The 16746-nt window shown below is 69.3% G+C and carries 18 protein-coding genes and 1 tRNA gene; 8 read left to right on the forward strand and 11 right to left on the reverse strand.

Translation table 11 applies throughout. The annotated features are described in order from the left end of the window. Positions 1-3: 3 nt before the first annotated feature. On the reverse strand, positions 4-399 hold the full coding sequence (locus ABW16_RS21775; protein ID WP_233424849.1) for a DUF732 domain-containing protein: 396 nt from the start codon (positions 397-399) through the stop codon (positions 4-6). A gap of 421 nt (positions 400-820) precedes the next feature. Here ABW16_RS21775 and ABW16_RS21780 point away from each other — a divergent pair, with 421 nt between their 5' ends. Beyond that, positions 821-2305, forward strand: a complete 1485-nt coding sequence (locus ABW16_RS21780; protein ID WP_131721551.1) for a hypothetical protein — start codon at positions 821-823, stop codon at positions 2303-2305. 31 nt (positions 2306-2336) lie between these two features. On the opposite strand, the gene ABW16_RS21785 is transcribed toward ABW16_RS21780, so the two are convergent. Further along, positions 2337-2423 (reverse strand) — tRNA-Leu (locus tag ABW16_RS21785). Between the two features lie 83 nt (positions 2424-2506). Between ABW16_RS21785 and ABW16_RS21790 the strand changes: the two genes are divergently transcribed. Beyond that, positions 2507-2878, forward strand: coding sequence for a hypothetical protein (locus tag ABW16_RS21790; RefSeq protein ID WP_200900700.1), 372 nt, complete (start codon positions 2507-2509; stop codon positions 2876-2878). Continuing rightward, positions 2875-3216: a DUF3817 domain-containing protein gene (locus ABW16_RS21795; protein WP_047321289.1), complete on the forward strand. Its 342-nt coding sequence runs from the start codon at positions 2875-2877 to the stop codon at positions 3214-3216. Before ABW16_RS21790 ends, ABW16_RS21795 begins: the two co-directional genes overlap by 4 nt. Before the next feature lie 15 nt (positions 3217-3231). On the opposite strand, the gene ABW16_RS21800 is transcribed toward ABW16_RS21795, so the two are convergent. The 8 genes from ABW16_RS21800 to clpS form a co-directional block, all read right to left on the reverse strand. Next, complete coding sequence (locus ABW16_RS21800; protein WP_047321290.1) at positions 3232-3843, reverse strand: non-canonical purine NTP pyrophosphatase; 612 nt, start codon at positions 3841-3843, stop codon at positions 3232-3234. An 8-nt stretch (positions 3844-3851) separates the two neighbouring features. Next, entirely contained in the window at positions 3852-4631 is a 780-nt protein-coding gene (rph, locus tag ABW16_RS21805) for a ribonuclease PH (protein WP_047321291.1), read from the reverse strand. A gap of 38 nt (positions 4632-4669) precedes the next feature. Then, positions 4670-5446 carry a cyclic nucleotide-degrading phosphodiesterase gene (locus ABW16_RS21810; RefSeq protein WP_047321292.1) on the reverse strand — a complete coding sequence of 259 codons (777 nt, stop codon included), beginning with the start codon at positions 5444-5446 and terminating at the stop codon, positions 4670-4672. An 80-nt stretch (positions 5447-5526) separates the two neighbouring features. Then, on the reverse strand, positions 5527-6333 hold the full coding sequence (murI, locus tag ABW16_RS21815; RefSeq protein WP_109519708.1) for a glutamate racemase: 807 nt from the start codon (positions 6331-6333) through the stop codon (positions 5527-5529). Next, complete coding sequence (locus ABW16_RS21820; protein ID WP_412178223.1) at positions 6330-6998, reverse strand: rhomboid family intramembrane serine protease; 669 nt, start codon at positions 6996-6998, stop codon at positions 6330-6332. Before ABW16_RS21820 ends, murI begins: the two co-directional genes overlap by 4 nt. A 1-nt stretch (position 6999) precedes the next feature. After that, the gene (locus tag ABW16_RS21825; protein ID WP_047321293.1) at positions 7000-8070 is read right to left on the reverse strand and encodes a P1 family peptidase; all 1071 of its coding nucleotides are present in this window, start codon (positions 8068-8070) and stop codon (positions 7000-7002) included. Positions 8071-8075: 5 nt separating this feature from the next. After that, complete coding sequence (gene aosR, locus ABW16_RS21830) at positions 8076-8663, reverse strand: oxidative stress transcriptional regulator AosR (protein ID WP_047321294.1); 588 nt, start codon at positions 8661-8663, stop codon at positions 8076-8078. Positions 8664-8693: 30 nt separating this feature from the next. Then, positions 8694-9008, reverse strand: a complete 315-nt coding sequence (clpS, locus tag ABW16_RS21835) for an ATP-dependent Clp protease adapter ClpS (protein ID WP_047321302.1) — start codon at positions 9006-9008, stop codon at positions 8694-8696. A 55-nt stretch (positions 9009-9063) separates the two neighbouring features. Between clpS and ABW16_RS21840 the strand changes: the two genes are divergently transcribed. Next, positions 9064-10371 (forward strand): nicotinate phosphoribosyltransferase, encoded by a 1308-nt coding sequence (locus ABW16_RS21840; RefSeq protein WP_268768052.1) that lies wholly within the window; start codon positions 9064-9066, stop codon positions 10369-10371. A 1-nt stretch (position 10372) separates the two neighbouring features. Here ABW16_RS21840 and ABW16_RS21845 read toward each other — a convergent pair whose 3' ends face one another. Beyond that, complete coding sequence (locus ABW16_RS21845) at positions 10373-10639, reverse strand: YdeI/OmpD-associated family protein (RefSeq protein WP_047321295.1); 267 nt, start codon at positions 10637-10639, stop codon at positions 10373-10375. Between the two features lie 72 nt (positions 10640-10711). Between ABW16_RS21845 and ABW16_RS21850 the strand changes: the two genes are divergently transcribed. From ABW16_RS21850 to ABW16_RS26965, 4 genes are all read left to right on the forward strand, one after another. Next, positions 10712-11086 carry a nuclear transport factor 2 family protein gene (locus ABW16_RS21850; RefSeq protein ID WP_047321296.1) on the forward strand — a complete coding sequence of 125 codons (375 nt, stop codon included), beginning with the start codon at positions 10712-10714 and terminating at the stop codon, positions 11084-11086. 44 nt (positions 11087-11130) lie between these two features. After that, entirely contained in the window at positions 11131-13113 is a 1983-nt protein-coding gene (locus tag ABW16_RS21855) for an ATP-dependent DNA helicase (RefSeq protein ID WP_047321304.1), read from the forward strand. Between the two features lie 269 nt (positions 13114-13382). Further along, positions 13383-14756 (forward strand): neutral zinc metallopeptidase, encoded by a 1374-nt coding sequence (locus ABW16_RS21860; protein WP_200900701.1) that lies wholly within the window; start codon positions 13383-13385, stop codon positions 14754-14756. A gap of 111 nt (positions 14757-14867) precedes the next feature. After that, a partial coding sequence (locus ABW16_RS26965; RefSeq protein ID WP_200900702.1) for a hypothetical protein occupies positions 14868-16746 on the forward strand: 1879 nt, incomplete at its 3' end.

Consider the following 16746-nt stretch of genomic DNA (forward strand, 5'->3'; position numbering starts at 1 on the left):
CCGTTAGGGCGCCAACGAATATGGGTCCGGCAGCTGCGGGCAGTAGGCGTGCCGAGACGCGTTGATGATGGCGTGCGCTTGGTCGGGCGGCACTTCCAGATTCGCGATGACCGAGGCCGGCACCAGCCGGGGTGAGTCGGCCAGCGCCACGCAGACCGCGTGGCCCTCCTGGACCAGCAGAGTGCGCAGCGACTCGCACTTGATGCTGCCGCAGATCTGCTTGTCGTAGTCGGGGTGCACCCCCTGCTGTTCCAGTTCGTCGAAGAACACCTGGTCCTGGTCGGGTTGCGCCACGGCGACCGGTATCGGCGCAAGAACTCCGGCGCCGACCATCGCAACGCTGAACGCGCTGGCCACCCACATCTTCATCGCGCTGCACCAATCCACGGACGACGGCATCGTTCATTCTGACACCGGCGGCGGCAGCGGAGGGGCGAAGTCGAGCAGCCGACGAACCGACCTTTGCCGTTCACTGCAGCCCCTTCGGCCACGCGTTAGCTGGAAGGGCACTGAAAGTTCCCTGTCCGGCGCGCGGCTGTCCGCGCCACCGAGGCATAAAATACCTGTTCAAAAGGCTGGCCGGGGCGGGGCGGAACAGCGCGATCCTCGGCGTCAAATTTATTAGCTGGATGGGATAGACCTATCAGGAACCCGGTCTATCGTTCGCCTCACGCTTTCAGCCGGCCGCTCCAGTCATCGCAGCAACGCCCGGCTGATGCGTCGTCAAGGGGACGGTCGAACCACGTGAGTGGTCTGACTATCGGGGGAAGACATGGTCAAGGCAACACAACCTCATCGGCATGCGCGGAAAGGCTGGGTGTTGGCTGCGGCGAGCGCCGTGGTCGCAGCCACGGTCGCGCCGGTCAAGCCGTGGTCGGCGGGGATGTCGGTTGTCGACCGGGCGGTGCGCCTGGTGGCCGACGATTCCGTGCTCAACGTCCCCTTCAACCTGTTCCAAGACCTCTTCAATATCCCGGCCAACGAAGTCGCCGCCACTGATGTACTAGCGGATTCCTTCTTCTGGACCGGCACCTGGTGGACCCCAAGCGCGACGAACCTGTGGGGCGAGGACCCCGGCGACCCGGGGCACTTCATGGCCATCTTCGACTACCTATTTCCGTTCGCACCGCAGATCTCGGGCCTCGACCAGCCAGAGATCGATCCGACCCTGCTGGCGAACGGGACCGCGGGCCTGGGGCAACAGTTCGCCATGCTGGCCGCGGCCGAGCTCCCGGTCAGCGCCTCGTGCGACGCCGTCCAATGCTCGCCGATGGTGCCGACGGACCCGATCACCGGTGTTACCGGGATCGACAGGTTGATCGACTTCGAGAAGGTGTTTACCAACTTTCCCAACGCCGACAACCAATTACCCCTTTTCAGCCACTGGTTGCAGGTGCCGTTGCAGCAGCTGCTCACTGGATATCAGTTTCCCAGCACAGCCGCCGACACCGCCAATCCGACGGCGGCCGGAATCGCGGACCCCTCAGCAGGTGTCGGTCCGGGCGGTTCGGTGCCGGGCGCCCCGCTCGACTCGGTACCGGGCAGCCAGGCTCAACCGGGCTTCGGCTTCCCGGGCACCACAACCGGATCCGATGGTGAGAACTTGATGCCGTGGTCGGGCGTCAACGTCCAACTCAATCCACTCGGGCCGTTCGAGCAGTGGTTCCAGAGCCTGGAGGCACCGGTCAACCTCAATGGCTTCCAGCTGGTCAGCCCGGATGACGTGTCCGAGGCCCTGAAAGCTCTGGCTGCCGGAGCCGTGGTGGACTTCGACCCGTTCTCCCCCGGAAGCCCGCTGTGCCCCGCGCTGTGCGACCAGTCCCCGTTCGCCCCGCCCTTCGGCCTCACCACGGCGGACCTGGTGCAGTCGATCCAAAACGTCGGGCCGCCCAGCCCGCTGATCAGCGAGTGGCTCAGCCTCAACAGCTCAGGCCTGGCGAACGCGCCGACACCCGAACAGATCGACGCCACCGTGGCGGGTCTGCAAACCGGGGTGTTCACGCTGACCCCGGGAACTGAAGATCAGATCGTTGACTACCTCAACAGCATCAACCCAAACCTGTCCGAGCTCCTGGTCAATTCGGGGCTGATGACCGATCCGGCGTACCTGGGTCCCTGGGCCGGAACCGGCGGGCCGGACAGCGGTGTCGACGTCCCCTCGGTGCCCAGCGAGTTGGGCGGGTGGAATCCGCTGCAAATCTGGCCCGACCTGCTCGGCGTCGCCGACCCGACCGGGGGCCTGTCGGGTGACCTCACCGACTTCTGGACTTCGCTGTCGAGCATCTGGGACGGCTTCGGGCTGTAAGGGCTCGGGGTCCCGGCAGCCCGCTTCACATTGGTGCGGGCGGAGGGACTCGAACCCTCACGCTCTTTCGAGCACGGGCACCTAAAACCCGCATGTCTGCCAATTCCATCACGCCCGCAAGGCGACTCAGTCTAGCTTTCCGGCAACCCACTACCGCGAAGGCCTGGCGGCGGTCCGGACCTGGCGCGGTACCGTCATGGGGTGTCCACTACACGGCGTCGGAGACCTGCACTGGTTGTGCTGGTGATCGTCGCCGCCAGCGCGTGCCTGGCGCTGGGCTGGTGGCAGTGGACCCGGTTCCAAGAGGTCAACGGCACCTTCCAGAATCTCGGTTACGCACTGCAGTGGCCCCTGTTCGCCTGGTTCTGCGTGTACGCCTACCGCAAGTTCGTCCGCTACGAAGAAGAGCCGCCGGAGCTGCGCCCCGCAGACACCGTGACCGAGATACCAGCTGGACTGCTGCCGGAGCGGCCCGCGGCCGCCGCACCCACCGACGACCCCGCGATGCGGGAGTACAACGCCTATTTGGCCGAGCTCTCCGAGAACGACCGACAGAACAGGAACACCGCATGACCGAGTCACCCGCCCAGACTGCTCCCGCCGAGAAGATCCGCAGCGCACTGCTGCCCTACCGGGTGATGGCGTGGGCAACGGGCGTCTGGCTGATCGCCCTGTGTTACGAGATCGTGGTGCGCTACGTGGTCAAGGTGGACAACCCGCCGACGTGGATCGGCGTGGTGCACGGCTGGGTGTACTTCGCCTACCTGCTGGCCACTTTCAACCTGGCGGTCAAGGTCCGCTGGCCGCTCGGCAAGACCATCGGGGTACTGCTGGCCGGCACCATTCCCCTGCTCGGCATCATCGTCGAACACTTCCAGTCGCGAAACATCAAGGCCCAGTTCAACCTCTGAGGCCCTGCGACGTCGTCAGGCCAGCGAACGCAGCGCCGGCAGAAGCAATTCGAGCGCCCGGCCGCGATGTGATGCGGCGTCCTTTTCTGCCGGGCTCAACTGCGCCGCGGTGCGGTCGGTGCCCACTGGGACGAACACCGGGTCGTAGCCGAATCCGCCGTCGCCCTGCGGTTCCCGAGCGATGCTGCCCGCCCACTCGCCGCGCACCACCACCTCGTGCTCGGCTCCGGTGCCCCATACCAGCGCGCACGCGGACACGAACGCCGCGCCGCGCCGCTCGTCGGGCACGTCGCGCAGCTGCGCCAGCAGCAAAGCGGTATTGGCCGCGTCGTCACCGTGGCTGCCCGACCAGCGCGCCGACAAAACCCCCGGCATGCCGTTGAGCGCCGCGACCGTCAGACCTGAATCGTCTGCGACACAAGGCAATCCGGTCGCCTCATAGCCGTCACGCGCTTTCGCCAGGGCGTTCCCCTCGAACGTCGCCGCAGTTTCCGGCGCTTCGGGATACGGTGGCACCTCATCGAGCGAGACCAGGTGCACACCCGAGATTCCGGCGCGCTCCAGCACCCGGCTCAGCTCGGCCAACTTCTTGCGGTTGCGGCTGGCCACCAGCAGTTGCTGCGTCATCGGCGCGGTCAGCTGCCGAATGCCTTCTTCGGCGCCGGCCCTTCCGGCAGCACCCCCGGATACGGCAGTGCCAGCGCTTCGCGCTGCACCACGAACAGCTTCTCGCAGGCGGCCAGTGCCGCGTCGAGCATCTTGTCCAGGGTCGAGCGCGGGAACGTCGCACCCTCGCCGGTGCCCTGGATCTCCACCAGTGTTCCGGTGTCGGTGGCGACGACGTTCATGTCGACCTCGGCGCGCGAGTCCTCCTCGTAGGGAAGGTCGACGCGGACCCGGCCGTCGACCACGCCGACGCTGACGGCCGAGATCGCGCACGACAACGGGCGGGGATCCGACAACTTGCCCGCGGCCGACAGGTAGGTGACCGCATCGGCGAGCGCCACATACGCGCCGGTGATCGCCGCGGTGCGAGTACCGCCGTCGGCCTGCAGCACGTCACAGTCGATCGCGATGGTGTTCTCCCCCAGCGCCGCCAGGTCGATGCAGGCCCGCAACGAGCGGCCCACCAGCCGGCTGATCTCCTGGGTGCGCCCGCCGACGCGGCCCTTGACCGATTCGCGGTCCGAGCGGGAGTGGGTGGCGGCGGGCAGCATGGCGTATTCGGCGGTCAGCCAACCGCGACCGGAGCCTTTCCGCCAGCGCGGAACACCCTCGGTGACACTGGCTGTGCACATGACCCGAGTGTTGCCGAATTCGACCAGCACTGAGCCGGCCGGGTTCGAGGTGAATCCGCGGGTGATGACGACGGGGCGCAGCTCGTCGTCGAGGCGACCGTCTTCTCGTTTGGACACGCGGATAACCCTAGCCGCGGGCGGAGTCCAGCGTTGGGTCAGGACCGCTTGATGTCGAACGCCTCGTCGCACACCACGGCGTGCACCGGACCGTCGAACTCGGCCTTGGCCTCCCCGATCACGTCCTCGCGCGAGGTCCAGGGCGGGATGTGAGTCAGCAGCAGTTGGCCGACACCGGCGGCCGCGGCGATGCGCCCGGCCTCGGTTCCCGACAGGTGCAGGTTGGGCGGTCGGTTGTCCTCATGGGTCCACGACGCCTCGCACAAGAACACGTCGGCGCCGCGCGCCAACTCAATCACCGCATCGCAGTAGCCGGTGTCCGCGCTGTAGACCAGCGTCGCGCCGGACGGATCGGTGATCCGCATCCCGTATGACTCGGTCGGATGCGATACCAGTCCGGGCTGCACACTGAGCAACCCGAACTTGACCGGCTCACCGTCCACCCAAGAACGGACGTCGAAGATGTCGGTGATGTCATCGATCTCGCCGCCATAGGGCGACGACGCCGCACCCATCCGCGACCAGGTGTCGCTGGGCCCGTAGAGCAGACCCTTGTCGAACGGCTTGATCGCCACCGAAGGGTGGTAGCGGCGCCAGACGAACAACCCCGGAAGATCCAAGCAGTGGTCGGCATGCAAGTGCGACAACAGCACATGCACCGAGCCCGGATCGACATGACGTTGCAGGGCGCCGAGGACCCCACCTCCGAAGTCGATAACCAGCGGCGGCGAGTCCGGCGCCTGCAACAGATATCCCGATGCCGGCGAGTCCGGACCCACCACACTCCCGGAGCAGCCGAGCACGGTCAGTCGCACGTTCCCTACTGTGCCATGTTCGCCGCGGCCATGACGAAGACACCGGCGCTTTGCTCTCTATTCGTCATCGAAATCACGGGCTAGTGCAACGGGGCGTGGCGGTGGACGGATCCGACGCCGGTGATGGCCGGTCCCAGAAAACGAGTAGCGAGTGCAGCAAACGCCTCCGGATCTCCGGTGGCTTCGAAGATCCGGGTTGCCGGGGCGGCCTCATGCGGACGCAGTAGGTCACGCTCAGTAAGCACTCGCAACAGTTCTTTGGCCGTCTCTTCGGCGCTGGACACCAGCGTCACCTGCTCACCCATCGCGAGCTGGATCAACCCCGACAGCAGCGGGTAATGCGTGCAGCCCAACACCAGAGTGTCGACCCCAGCGCGTTGCAGCGGCTCCAGATAACCCTCGGCCAGTCCCAACACCTGGCGGCCACTGGTGATACCGCGCTCGACGAAGTCGACAAAGCGGGGGCAGGCCACCGCGGTGATCTCGGTGTCGCGGGCGGCCGCGAACGCGTCCTGGTAGGCGTGACTGGCGATCGTCGCCTGCGTCCCGATCACCCCGATCCGACCGTTGCGGGAGGTTGCTACCGCCCGGCGCACTGCCGGCAGGATCACCTCGACGACCGGCACGTCGTAGCGTTCCCGCGCATCGCGCAGACAAGCCGCCGACGCGGTGTTGCACGCGATCACCAACGCCTTGATCCCGCGCTGGACCAGGTCGTCCCCGATGGCCAGGGCGTGCGCACGGACCTCGGGGATGGTCAGCGGGCCGTACGGGCCGTTGCCGGTGTCGCCGACATAGATGATGTCCTCGTCGGGCAACTGGTCGATGATCGAACGGGCGACGGTCAGCCCGCCGACACCGGAGTCGAAGATTCCGATCGGGCTCACGCCGCCGCCCCCCGGCGAAGCTTCCGGGCGTTGCGTTCGGGACCCGCCAGCCAGTAGGCGGCCAACACCCCGGCGAGCGCCCCGCACAGGTGGCCCTGCCAGGACACCCCACCGCACACCGGACCTTTTAAGAGCACCGGCACCGCTCCCCACAGGATTCCGCCGTAGAGGAACAGCACCACGACCCCGACCAGAATCTGCCAGATCCGGCGGGTGAACCACCCGAACACCACCAGGAAGGCCAGCCAACCGAAGATCAGACCGGAGGCACCGATGTGGTCAGTCGGCCCGCACGCCGACCCGACGTTGCCGATCAACCAGGTGCCCAGCCCGCCGACGATCCACACGATCGCGGTGGCCAGCACAAACCGGGCCAGGCCGGTCAACGTCAACAGGAACCCGAGCACCAGCGCGGGGCCGGTGTTGGCCAGCAGATGCGCCCAGTTCGCGTGCAGCAGCGGAGCGAACAGCACCCCCCACAGGCCGTCGGTCTCCAGCGGCCGGATGCCATTGCGGTCCAGATGGTGACCGCCGACCTGGTCGACGGCTTCCACCAGATACAGCAGCCCGACGAACGCGACGATGGTGGCCCCGCCGGTACGCCAGACGGGTTTCTCCTCGGGCCGCGGTGCAGGTGCTGTCCCCCCGCGCGGAGTCATGCCCACCTCACGGCCTTCCCGAATGGCCGCCGGGCCGGTCGGCGAAGGCGCCCGGCACGGTGCCCCGGTAGGTCGGGATTCCGGCCACCGGGTCAGCGCACAGCAACCCCGACAGCACCGCCCGGGCCAGACAGTCCGCCGCGGCGGCGCCGACCGCCGCGATCAGGCCCGTCTCCGGGGACATCGCAGCCGGTGTTCCCGGCAGCGGCGGAACCTCGACCGTCCCGGTCGACAACGCGAACACTGTGTCGCCGTCCACCGGAGTGTGCGAGGGCCGGATGCTGCGGGCCAGCCCGTCCTGCGCGGCGATCGCCACCCGCCGGCAGCCGGCCGGGCTGAGCGCGGCGTCGGTGGCCACCACGGCGATGGTGGTGTTGAGCGCCAGGGTTTTGGGCTCCAGGCCGGCGAGTATCGCCAACTGTTCGGACGGCGGCGCCGTCAGACCGAATTCTTCGATGAGCAGGGTCGACCAAGGCAAACCGGTGGTGGGGTCGATGAGCTCGCCGGTGGGGTTCACCACCACGATCACGCCCACGGTGACCACGTCGTCCCCGAGATCCAGTGTCGTCGACGCGGTGCCCACGCCGCCCTTGAAGACTCCGGCGCGCGCCCCGGCTCCGGCGCCGACGCTGCCCGACGCCGGTTGTTCGCCGTCGGGGCCGGCGGCCGCGACTGCGGCGGCGTAGCCGAATTCCGCGGTGGGCCGTCGGTCCCAGCCGCCGACCGGCAGGTCGAAGATGACTGCGGCCGGCACGATCGGCACCACGCCGCCGTCCAGCGCCACACCGCGGCCCTGCTCCTCCAACCAGGTCATCACGCCGTCGGCGGTCGCCAGTCCGTAGGCGCTGCCGCCGGAAAGCACCACCGCGTCGACCCAACGCACGCTGTTGGCCGGGTCCAGCAAATCGGTCTCGCGAGTCCCGGGTGCCCCACCGCGGCCGTCGACGGCGCCGACCGTCCCGGGCGGTGCCAGCACGACGGTGACGCCGGTGGCCCAGCCGGACCCCAGCGTCGCGTCCGGATCGATCCGCTGGTGGTGGCCCACCCGGATGCCGGTGACATCGGTGATCGAACCCATGCCTGTCATCGTCTGGGCCTTCCCATCAGCGCGACCACCAGAAATTCCTGCAGCACAGTGAGCCACTGATACACGTTGAGCTGACCAGCCATGGGGTCGCCCGCAGGCACCTGATCGGGGCCGTCCGGGCCGATCTTGAGCACGGTGCCGAGCGCGAGGCGAATGTCGTTGACCGCGGCAATCCAGGCGTTGGCCTGCTCCTCGGTCAGCTCGAAACGGCCGCCCTGTTCGGGAACGGTGGCCAGCACTTGTTGGGCCGCGCCACGTTTGGCGTCGATGATCCCCGGTTCGTGCAGGCTGCGCAGCGCTGCGTTCAGGCCGTCTGCGTCGACTGCGGAGTCGTTCTCACCGTCTTCCGGGCGATAGAAGTCCGGTAGCAGGCGGCGCGTCGTGGCGTCTTCGGGCGTTCGGGTGTTGCCGGTTCGTATCCCGGTGATCTGTTCAAGTTCGTCCGGTGGCGAAGAGGACTCCCGTGCGTCGAGCATGCCGAGGATCGACCCGACCAGGTTCCGGAGCAGCGCGGCCTCGTGCAGGGCCAGCGCAGACCGGAAGCGGGGCCCGTCGCCGGTTTCGACCCGCTTCCATTTCTGCACGGTGAAGTCCCGGTTCCCTTCGGTTGAGTCTTAACGGTCCTGCTGCATGGTCGCCCACAATCCGGCGGCATGCAGCTTGGACACGTCGACCTCCATCGACTCACGGCTTCCCGCCGACACCACGGCCTTGCCCTCGTGGTGCACCTGCAGCATCAGCTTGGTCGCGTGCTGCTCGCTGTAGCCGAACAGCTTCTGGAAGATGTAGGTCACATAGGTCATCAGGTTGACCGGGTCGTCCCAGACGATGGTCACCCAGGGGGAAGCCGTCTCCTCGACCGGGTCGGCATGCCACTGTCCGGTGCCCTGCGGTTTCACCGGGGCGGACGTCGGTGCTGACGTGGCCATACCGCTCAGGATACCGAGCCGAGGTGAGGTGCGGTCCAGTCGATACGGTTGGCGGGTGAACTCTCCGGCCCGGTACGGCGGGCTGCTCACCGACAAGTACGAGCTGACCATGCTCGCCGCGGCGCTGCGCGACGGCACGGCCAGCCGGCGAGCCGGCTTCGAAATGTTCACCCGCCGACTCCCCGAGGCGCGCCGCTACGGGGTGGTCGCCGGCACCGACCGGTTTCTGGAGGCCCTGGCCGGGTTCACCTTCGACGACGCCGCGCTGAGTCTGCTCTCGGGGTTCCTGGACCGCCAGACCGTGAGTTTCCTGGCCGATTTCCGCTTCCGCGGCGACATCGACGGCTATCCCGAAGGGGAGCTGTACTTCGCCGGGTCGCCGGTGCTCAGCGTGCAGGGCAGCTTCGCCGAGTGCGTCGTGCTGGAAACCCTGCTGCTGTCGATCTTCAACCACGACACCGCGATCGCCTCGGCGGCCGCTCGCATGGTCAACGCGGCCGGCGGACGGCCACTGATCGAGATGGGCTCACGCCGCACGCACGAGCAGGCCGCCGTGGCTGCCGCCCGGGCCGCCTACCTGGCGGGGTTTGCCGGAACCTCCAACCTGGAGGCGCACCGCCGCTTCGGGGTGCCGGTGCTGGGCACCAGCGCGCACGCCTTCACCCTGTTGCATACCGGAGCCGACGGCGAGTTGGCGGCGTTCCGCGCCCAGGTCGCCGCGCAAGGCGTCGACACCACGCTGCTGGTGGACACCTATGACGTCGCCACCGGGGTGGCCAACGCCGTCGCGGCGGCCGGGCCGGGGCTCGGCGCGGTGCGCATCGACTCCGGTGAGCTGGCGGTGTTGGCCCATCAGGTCCGTGACCAGCTGGACCGGCTGGGTGCCACCAAGACCAAGATCGTGGTCTCCGGCGACCTCGACGAGTACGGCATCGCGGCGCTGCGGGCCGCGCCGGTGGACAGTTACGGCGTCGGCACCGCCTTGGTGACCGGCTCGGGCGTGCCGGCTGCCGGGTTCGTCTACAAACTGGTCGAGGTGGACGGCAATCCGGTGCATAAGCGCAGCACCGGCAAAGAGTCACAGGGCGGACTCAAACAGGCGCTGCGCGTCGCGCGGGACAGCGGGATCGTCACCGAGGAGGTCGTCTACCCGGCGGGGCGCCCACCGGCGCTGGACGCGCGGGCCCGGATAGTGACCGTTCCGCTGGTACGCGGCGGTGACGTGGTGACCGAGACCGGGACGGCGGCACTGGCCGCGGCGCGCGAACGCGTGGTGGCCGGACTGCACAGCCTGCCGTGGGAGGGGCTCAAGCTGGCGCACGGTGAGCCGGCCATCCCGACGCGGGTCGTTCCGGTCGGCTGACCTACTTGCCGTTGCGTTCCCGGTGCTTGCACCCGGGCCAGCAGCAGGGGCGCCGCTTGCCCTCCTCGAGTTCCTCACGGGTCCGGCGAATCCGGCGCTCACGGGTGACCTGCTGCTTGGCGTCTTCCACCCAGCAGATGAACTCATTGCGCGCCAACGGCGTAATGCTCTGCCATGCGTCCAGTGCCGTGGGGCTGACCAACAGTCCGTCCCGCAGGTCGGCCGGTAGTTCGTGCACTGCGCCGCCTGGCAATCGCTGGCTGCTCATCACCTCAGGGTAGTGGCAGCCGGCGGGAAAACGGGTGGGGCACGAGCGCCGGTGTCACTACCGTGCATAGGTATGGACATCGATGCGGCGACGTTCGGCCAGCAGTGGGTGCGCGCCTGGAACCACCACGACGTCGACGCCGTTCTGGCGCATTTTCACGACGATGTGGTGTTCACCTCCCCGGTGGCTGCGCAGATGTATCCCGAGACGGCCGGAGTGATCCACGGCAAGGCCGCGCTGCGCCGCTACTGGTCCGGCGCTCTGCAGCGCATGCCGGATCTGCACTTCGTCGTCGAAGACGTCTACCGGGGCATCGACACCATCGTGATCAACTACCGCAACCAGAACGGCGGACTCGTCAACGAGGTTTTGCGATTCGACGCCGACGGCTTGGTGATCGAGGGGCACGGAACCTATCTCGTTGCCCGGTCCGCCGCCACGGCCTGACGTATGAGCATGCACATCGCAAAGCGGGCTACCGTGTGCACACCATGGCTGACCCGTCCGTATCCGAGCTGCTCGCCGCCGCGGTAGCCGCACTGGGCGGCAGCGAACGCGAGGGCCAGGTACGCATGGCCGAGGCGGTGGCGCACGCCTTCGACACCGGCGAACATCTGGCGGTGCAGGCCGGCACCGGTACCGGCAAGTCGCTGGCCTACCTGGTTCCGGCGATCGCGCGGGCGTTGGCCGACGATAACCCGGTCGTGGTGTCGACCGCGACCATCGCACTACAGCGCCAGCTCGTCGACCGCGACCTGCCGCGTCTGGCCGGCGCCCTGGAAAAGGTACTGCCCCGGCGGCCCACCTTCGCGCTGCTCAAGGGCCGACGGAATTACCTGTGCCTGAACAAGATCCATACCGGCCTCGCCGAGGAGTCCGACGACGGGCCGCAGGCCGAACTGTTCGATCCGTTCGCGGCAAGCGCCCTGGGCCGCGACGTGCAGCGACTCACCGCGTGGGCTGAGGACACCGACACAGGCGACCGCGACGACCTCAAACCCGGTGTACCGGAACGGTCCTGGTCCCAAGTCAGCGTCTCGGCGCGGGAATGCGTGGGCGCCGTGCGCTGCCAATACGGCACGGACTGCTTTGCCGAGCGGGCCCGCGCCGTCGCCGCCGAGGCCGACGTCGTCGTCACCAACCATGCGCTGTTGGCCATCGACGCCATCTCCGACACCACCGTGTTGCCCGAACATCACCTGCTGGTGGTCGACGAGGCGCACGAGCTCACCGACCGGGTGACCTCGGTGGCCACCGCAGAGCTGAGCGCGACCATGCTCAGCGTCGCGGTGCGCCGCGTCGGCCGGCTGATCTCCCCCGAGCTGGTCCAGCGCCTCGATGCCGCATCGCTGACGTTCGGCTCGGCGATCCACGACGGCACTCCCGGCCGGATGGACCACCTCGACGACGAGCTGGCCACCTATCTGACCGCGCTGCGTGACGCCGCCGGGGCGGCCCGCGCGGCCATCGACGCCGCCCCCGCCGACCCCAAGGCCGCCGCCGCGCGCAAGGAATCCGTCGCCGCGTTGACCGAAATCGCCGACACCGCGGCCCGGATCCTGACCTCGTTCGAGCCGGCCATCCCCGACCGCTACGACGTGGTGTGGCTCAGCCACGAAGACAACCGGGGCTCGGTGCGGGCGGTGCTGCGGGTGGCGCCGCTGTCGGTGGCGGGCCTGTTGCGCGAGCGGCTGTTCGCCCGCGCGACGACGGTGCTGACGTCGGCGACGCTGACTGTCGGCGGGTCTTTCGACGCCATGGCCGGCGACTGGGGTCTGCGGCGCGGCGAGGATCCCCAGGCCGCGCGCTGGCGTGGACTTGACGTCGGCTCGCCGTTTGCGCACGCCAAGGCGGGCATCCTCTACGTCGCCGCGCACCTGCCGCCACCCGGGCGCGACGGCACCGGCACGGCCGAACAGCTCGACGAGATCACCGCGCTGATCACCGCGGCCGGCGGCCGGACCCTGGGGTTGTTCTCATCGATGCGGGCAGCACGAGCCGCGGCCGAGGCAATGCGCGAGCGCCTCGACACCCCGGTGCTGTGCCAGGGCGACGACACCACCGGCACGCTGGTCGAGCAGTTCGCCGACGACGCCGAGACTTCGCTGTTCGGCACGCTGTCGCTGTGGCAGGGCGTCGACGTACCGGGACCGTCGCTGTCGCTGGTTCTCATCGACCGGATCCCGTTCCCGCGACCCGACGATCCGCTGCTGACCGCCCGGCAGCGCGCGATCACCGCCCACGGCGGCAACGGCTTCATGGCGGTCGCCGCCAACCACGCGGCCCTGCTGCTGGCCCAGGGCGCCGGCCGGCTACTGCGCGGGATCGACGACCGCGGCGTGGTGGCGGTACTCGACTCCCGGATGGCCACCGCCCGCTACGCCGGATACCTGCGGGCCTCGCTGCCGCCGTTCTGGGCTACGACTGACACCGGCAAGGTGCAGCTGGCGCTGCAGCGGCTGCGCGGCGCCTGATCCCACTATCGTGGTACCCCATGCGCCTTGCCCGCCGACGGCACCGTGTTTATGCGGCGGCCCCAGCTTCACCTCTCCTTCGTCGAGGCTCGCTGAACCACCGTGTTTATGCGGCGGCCCCAGCTTCACCTCTCCTTCGTCGAGGCTCGCTGAACCACCGTGTTTATGCGGCGGCCCCAGCTTCACCTCTCCTTCGTCGAGGCTCGCTGAACCACCGTGTTCTCGTCACCGCCTGCACGCTGGTGTTATTGCTGGGCGGATGCGCCCGGATGCTCGACGGGCAACCCGTGTCGGTCTTCGCCGACCCATTCCGGGTGGGGGGCCTGCAGGCTGTCGACGGCCCCACCGGGCTGCGCCCTGATGCCCCACCGCCGACCCGGGAGGTCGAGGGCACTGACGGCGGGCGGATCGATCAGCTGGCAGCCCAGTCGGTCAGCGACCTCGAGGCGTTTTGGACCACGACCTACCCCAACACCTTCGACGGTGAGTTCAGGCCGGCGAAATCACTGCTTTCCTGGGATCCGGCGCAACTACGCGGAAAGTTCTGCGACAACAGGACTTTCCTGCTGGTCAACGCGGCCTACTGCTATCTGGACAACACCATCGGCTGGGATCGCCGGCTGCTGCTGCCCGCACTGCGCAGCGCCTACGGCGACATGGCCATCACCATGGTGCTCGCCCACGAATACGGCCACGCGATTGCCCGCACGGCCGGCATCACCAAGCGGCGCCAGACCCCGACACTGGTGGCCGAGCAGCAGGCCGACTGCCTGGCCGGTGTGTACCTGCGCTGGGTGGCCCAGGGCGACTCGCCGCGCTTCACGCTGAGCACCGGCGACGGGCTCAACGGCGTGTTGGCCGCGATGCTGGCGCTACGCGATCCGTTGCTCGGTCCCGACGAGACGATCGGCAGCAACGAGCACGGCTCGGCCTTCGAGCGGATCTCGGCGTTCCAGTTCGGGTTCACCGACGGCGCCGGGTCGTGTCAGGCCATCGACACCAAAGAGATCGACCAGCGGCGCGGCGAACTGCCCGTCCAGCTGCAGCAGAACGAGACCGGCGAGGTGCCGGTCAGCGAGGAATCGGTGCGGCTGATCGTCGACGCGATGAACACCGCCTTCACGCCGGCCCAACCGCCGACGCTCACGTTCGACGCCGCGGCCGCATCGTCGTGCTCGGGCGCCCGGCCCAGCCCGCCTGCCTCGTATTGTCCGGCGACCAACACCATCGTCGTCGACCTGCCGGCCCTGCAGACCATGGGCACCCCCAGCAAGGACCAGAAGTTGGCGACGCTGTCCGGCGACAACACCGCCTATTCGGCGCTGATCTCGCGGTACCTGCAGCGCGTGCAGATCGAACACGGCGGACTGGTACCGCTCGACAACGCCGCGGCCGCGCTGCGCACCGCGTGCCTCACGGGAGTGGCCACCACCCGGCTGTCCGAGGGCGTCACCACCTCCAACGGCGGCCGAATCGCATTGACCGCAGGTGATCTGGACGAGGCGGTCGCCGGGCTGCTGACCAACGGTCTGGCCGCCGGCGACATCAACGGCGAGTCGGTGCCGGCCGGGTTCTCTCGCATCGATGCCTACCGCACCGGAGTGCTCGGCGATTTCGATCGCTGCCTGGCCCGCTTCCCCTGACTGGCGGCGCTGCAGTAGTGAACTACTGAGGCCACCCGCCCTGGCTGGTGTTACAACCTCAGAAGGCCCTGAAGGCAACGATGACGGGGCCCGCCAGGAGGTATCGGGATCATGACAGCGCGGCGCAGCACCAAGAACGGCAGCACGTCGGGAGGCTGGCGGGGGCGTCGCCGCCGGGTACTCGGCGCGGGCACGGCCGCCGGAGGGTTCCTGGCGTTGGGCATTACCCCGCTGGCCGGCGCGCCCCAGGCACGCGCCGACGTCGACTGGCTGTTCGACCTGCTGGACCCGCTGTCGGGTTCCACTTCCGTCGTCGACGCCGCCGACTCCGGCGCCTGGGCCTGGCTGGATCCCACCACCTGGGGCCTCGATGTCGGCACCGCCGCTCTGGCCGCGGCCAGCCCCGTTGACGGCGCAGCGTGGTTTGACCAATACGTCTACCACCCGATCCACAGCGCCATTGACGACTGGATCAACAGCCCAGACGGCCTGCAGTTCGCCACCTTCGTCAACACGTTCTCCGGCCAGTTCCTCATCGGCGACGGCGCCGACGGCACGGCAGATCATCCCGACGGCGGGGCCGGTGGGCTGCTGTTCGGCGACGGCGGCGACGGCTATTACGGCGGAAGCGGAGGTAACGCGGGCTGGCTGATCGGCAACGGCGGCGACGCCGGCGGGGCGGCCCCCTCGCCGGAGATCAGCGCCTTCGGCGCGGTCGAGTACCTGACTCCGATCGACGGAACGCCGGGGCAGGCCGGCAATGCCGCGTACCTGTTCGGCAACGGAGGCAATGGCGGCGACGGTACCGACGGAGTCGACGGGGGCAACGGTGGAGACGGCGGTGTCGGCGGCGCCGGCGGGCTCTGGTGGGGCAACGGCGGCAACGGCGGCAACGGCGGCAACGGTTCGCTGGGCAGCGACGGCACCGTTGGCCACGGCGGAGACGGGGGCGCCGGCGGTAACGGCGCGACCTTGTTCGGCAAGGGCGGCGACGGCGGCAGCGGCGGCGCGGGCGGTAATGGAGCGGCAGGACTCCTGAACCTGCCCGGTGGCTTGGTCTATGTCGCCGGTAGCGGCGGAAACGGCGGTGGCGGCGGGACGGGTGGTCTGTTCGGCGCCGCGGGCGACGGCGGCAATGGCGGCGCAGGCGGCAACGGGGGCACAGGCGCCGACGACCTGGGCGATGCCGGGGTCGGCGCCCTGGGCGGCTGGGGAGGTCACGGCGGGGCTGGTGGCGCGGCTGGTGTGGGCGGCCTGTTCGGCGGCGCGGGTGCCGGCGGCAACGGTGGCAGCGGCGGCAATGGCGGTAACGGCGGCGGTGCCGGTGGCGGCGGCACCGCCGGCTCCGGCGGCTGGGGAGGCTCTGGCGGTGCAGCCGGCGCTGGGGGCATCGCCGGAACGGGTGGGCTCGGCGGCTCCGGCGGTGACGGCGGCAACGCCGGCATTGGTGGCACCGCCGGCGACGGTGGCAACGGCGGCTATGGCGGTGGTGGCGGCGACGGTGTCGGCTTCGGCGCCGCCGGCACCGGCGGTGTAGGGGGTGTCGGCGGCAATGGTGGCAACGCCGGCGCCGGTGGCCACGCCGGCAACGGCGGCAGCGGCTACCAGGGCGGCAGCGGCGGCAATGGCAGCGGCGTCGGCAGCGGCGGACTTGGTGGTGCAGGCGGCACCGGCGGAAATGGCGGCGTCACCAGCGCCGGCGGCTACTCCGGTAACGGCGGTGCGGGCGGTGCCGGCGGCCTAGGTGGCAACGGGTTGGTCAGTGGTAGTGGCGGCAAGGGAGCTCTCGGCGGCACCGGTGGTGACGCCGGCGACGGAGGCAACGCCGGCTGGGGCGGCGGCGGCGGCACGGGCGGATTCAGTGGTGTCGGCTGGGGCGGTAGCGGCGGGACTGGCGGAACCGGCGGTGCCGCGGGCGCCGGTGAAGGCTTCGCCGGCGGCACGGGCGGCTCCGGTGGCACCGGCGGCTGGGGCGGCACCGGCTACAACG

The sequence above is a fragment of the Mycolicibacter heraklionensis genome (assembly GCF_001021505.1).
GTDB classification, from domain to species: domain Bacteria; phylum Actinomycetota; class Actinomycetes; order Mycobacteriales; family Mycobacteriaceae; genus Mycobacterium; species Mycobacterium heraklionense.

Coding starts and splice junctions, on each gene's coding strand:
- ABW16_RS21850 (WP_047321296.1), top strand. CDS start 10,712: ATGGACATCGATGCGGCGACGTTCGGCCAGCAGTGGGTGCGCGCCTGG.
- ABW16_RS21825 (WP_047321293.1), bottom strand. CDS start 8,070: ATGGGTTCGATCACCGATGTCACCGGCATCCGGGTGGGCCACCACCAG.
- clpS (WP_047321302.1), bottom strand. CDS start 9,008: ATGGCCACGTCAGCACCGACGTCCGCCCCGGTGAAACCGCAGGGCACC.
- ABW16_RS21845 (WP_047321295.1), bottom strand. CDS start 10,639: ATGAGCAGCCAGCGATTGCCAGGCGGCGCAGTGCACGAACTACCGGCC.
- ABW16_RS21795 (WP_047321289.1), top strand. CDS start 2,875: ATGACCGAGTCACCCGCCCAGACTGCTCCCGCCGAGAAGATCCGCAGC.
- ABW16_RS21855 (WP_047321304.1), top strand. CDS start 11,131: ATGGCTGACCCGTCCGTATCCGAGCTGCTCGCCGCCGCGGTAGCCGCA.
- ABW16_RS21800 (WP_047321290.1), bottom strand. CDS start 3,843: ATGACGCAGCAACTGCTGGTGGCCAGCCGCAACCGCAAGAAGTTGGCC.
- ABW16_RS21860 (WP_200900701.1), top strand. CDS start 13,383: ATGCTCGACGGGCAACCCGTGTCGGTCTTCGCCGACCCATTCCGGGTG.
- ABW16_RS21775 (WP_233424849.1), bottom strand. CDS start 399: ATGCCGTCGTCCGTGGATTGGTGCAGCGCGATGAAGATGTGGGTGGCC.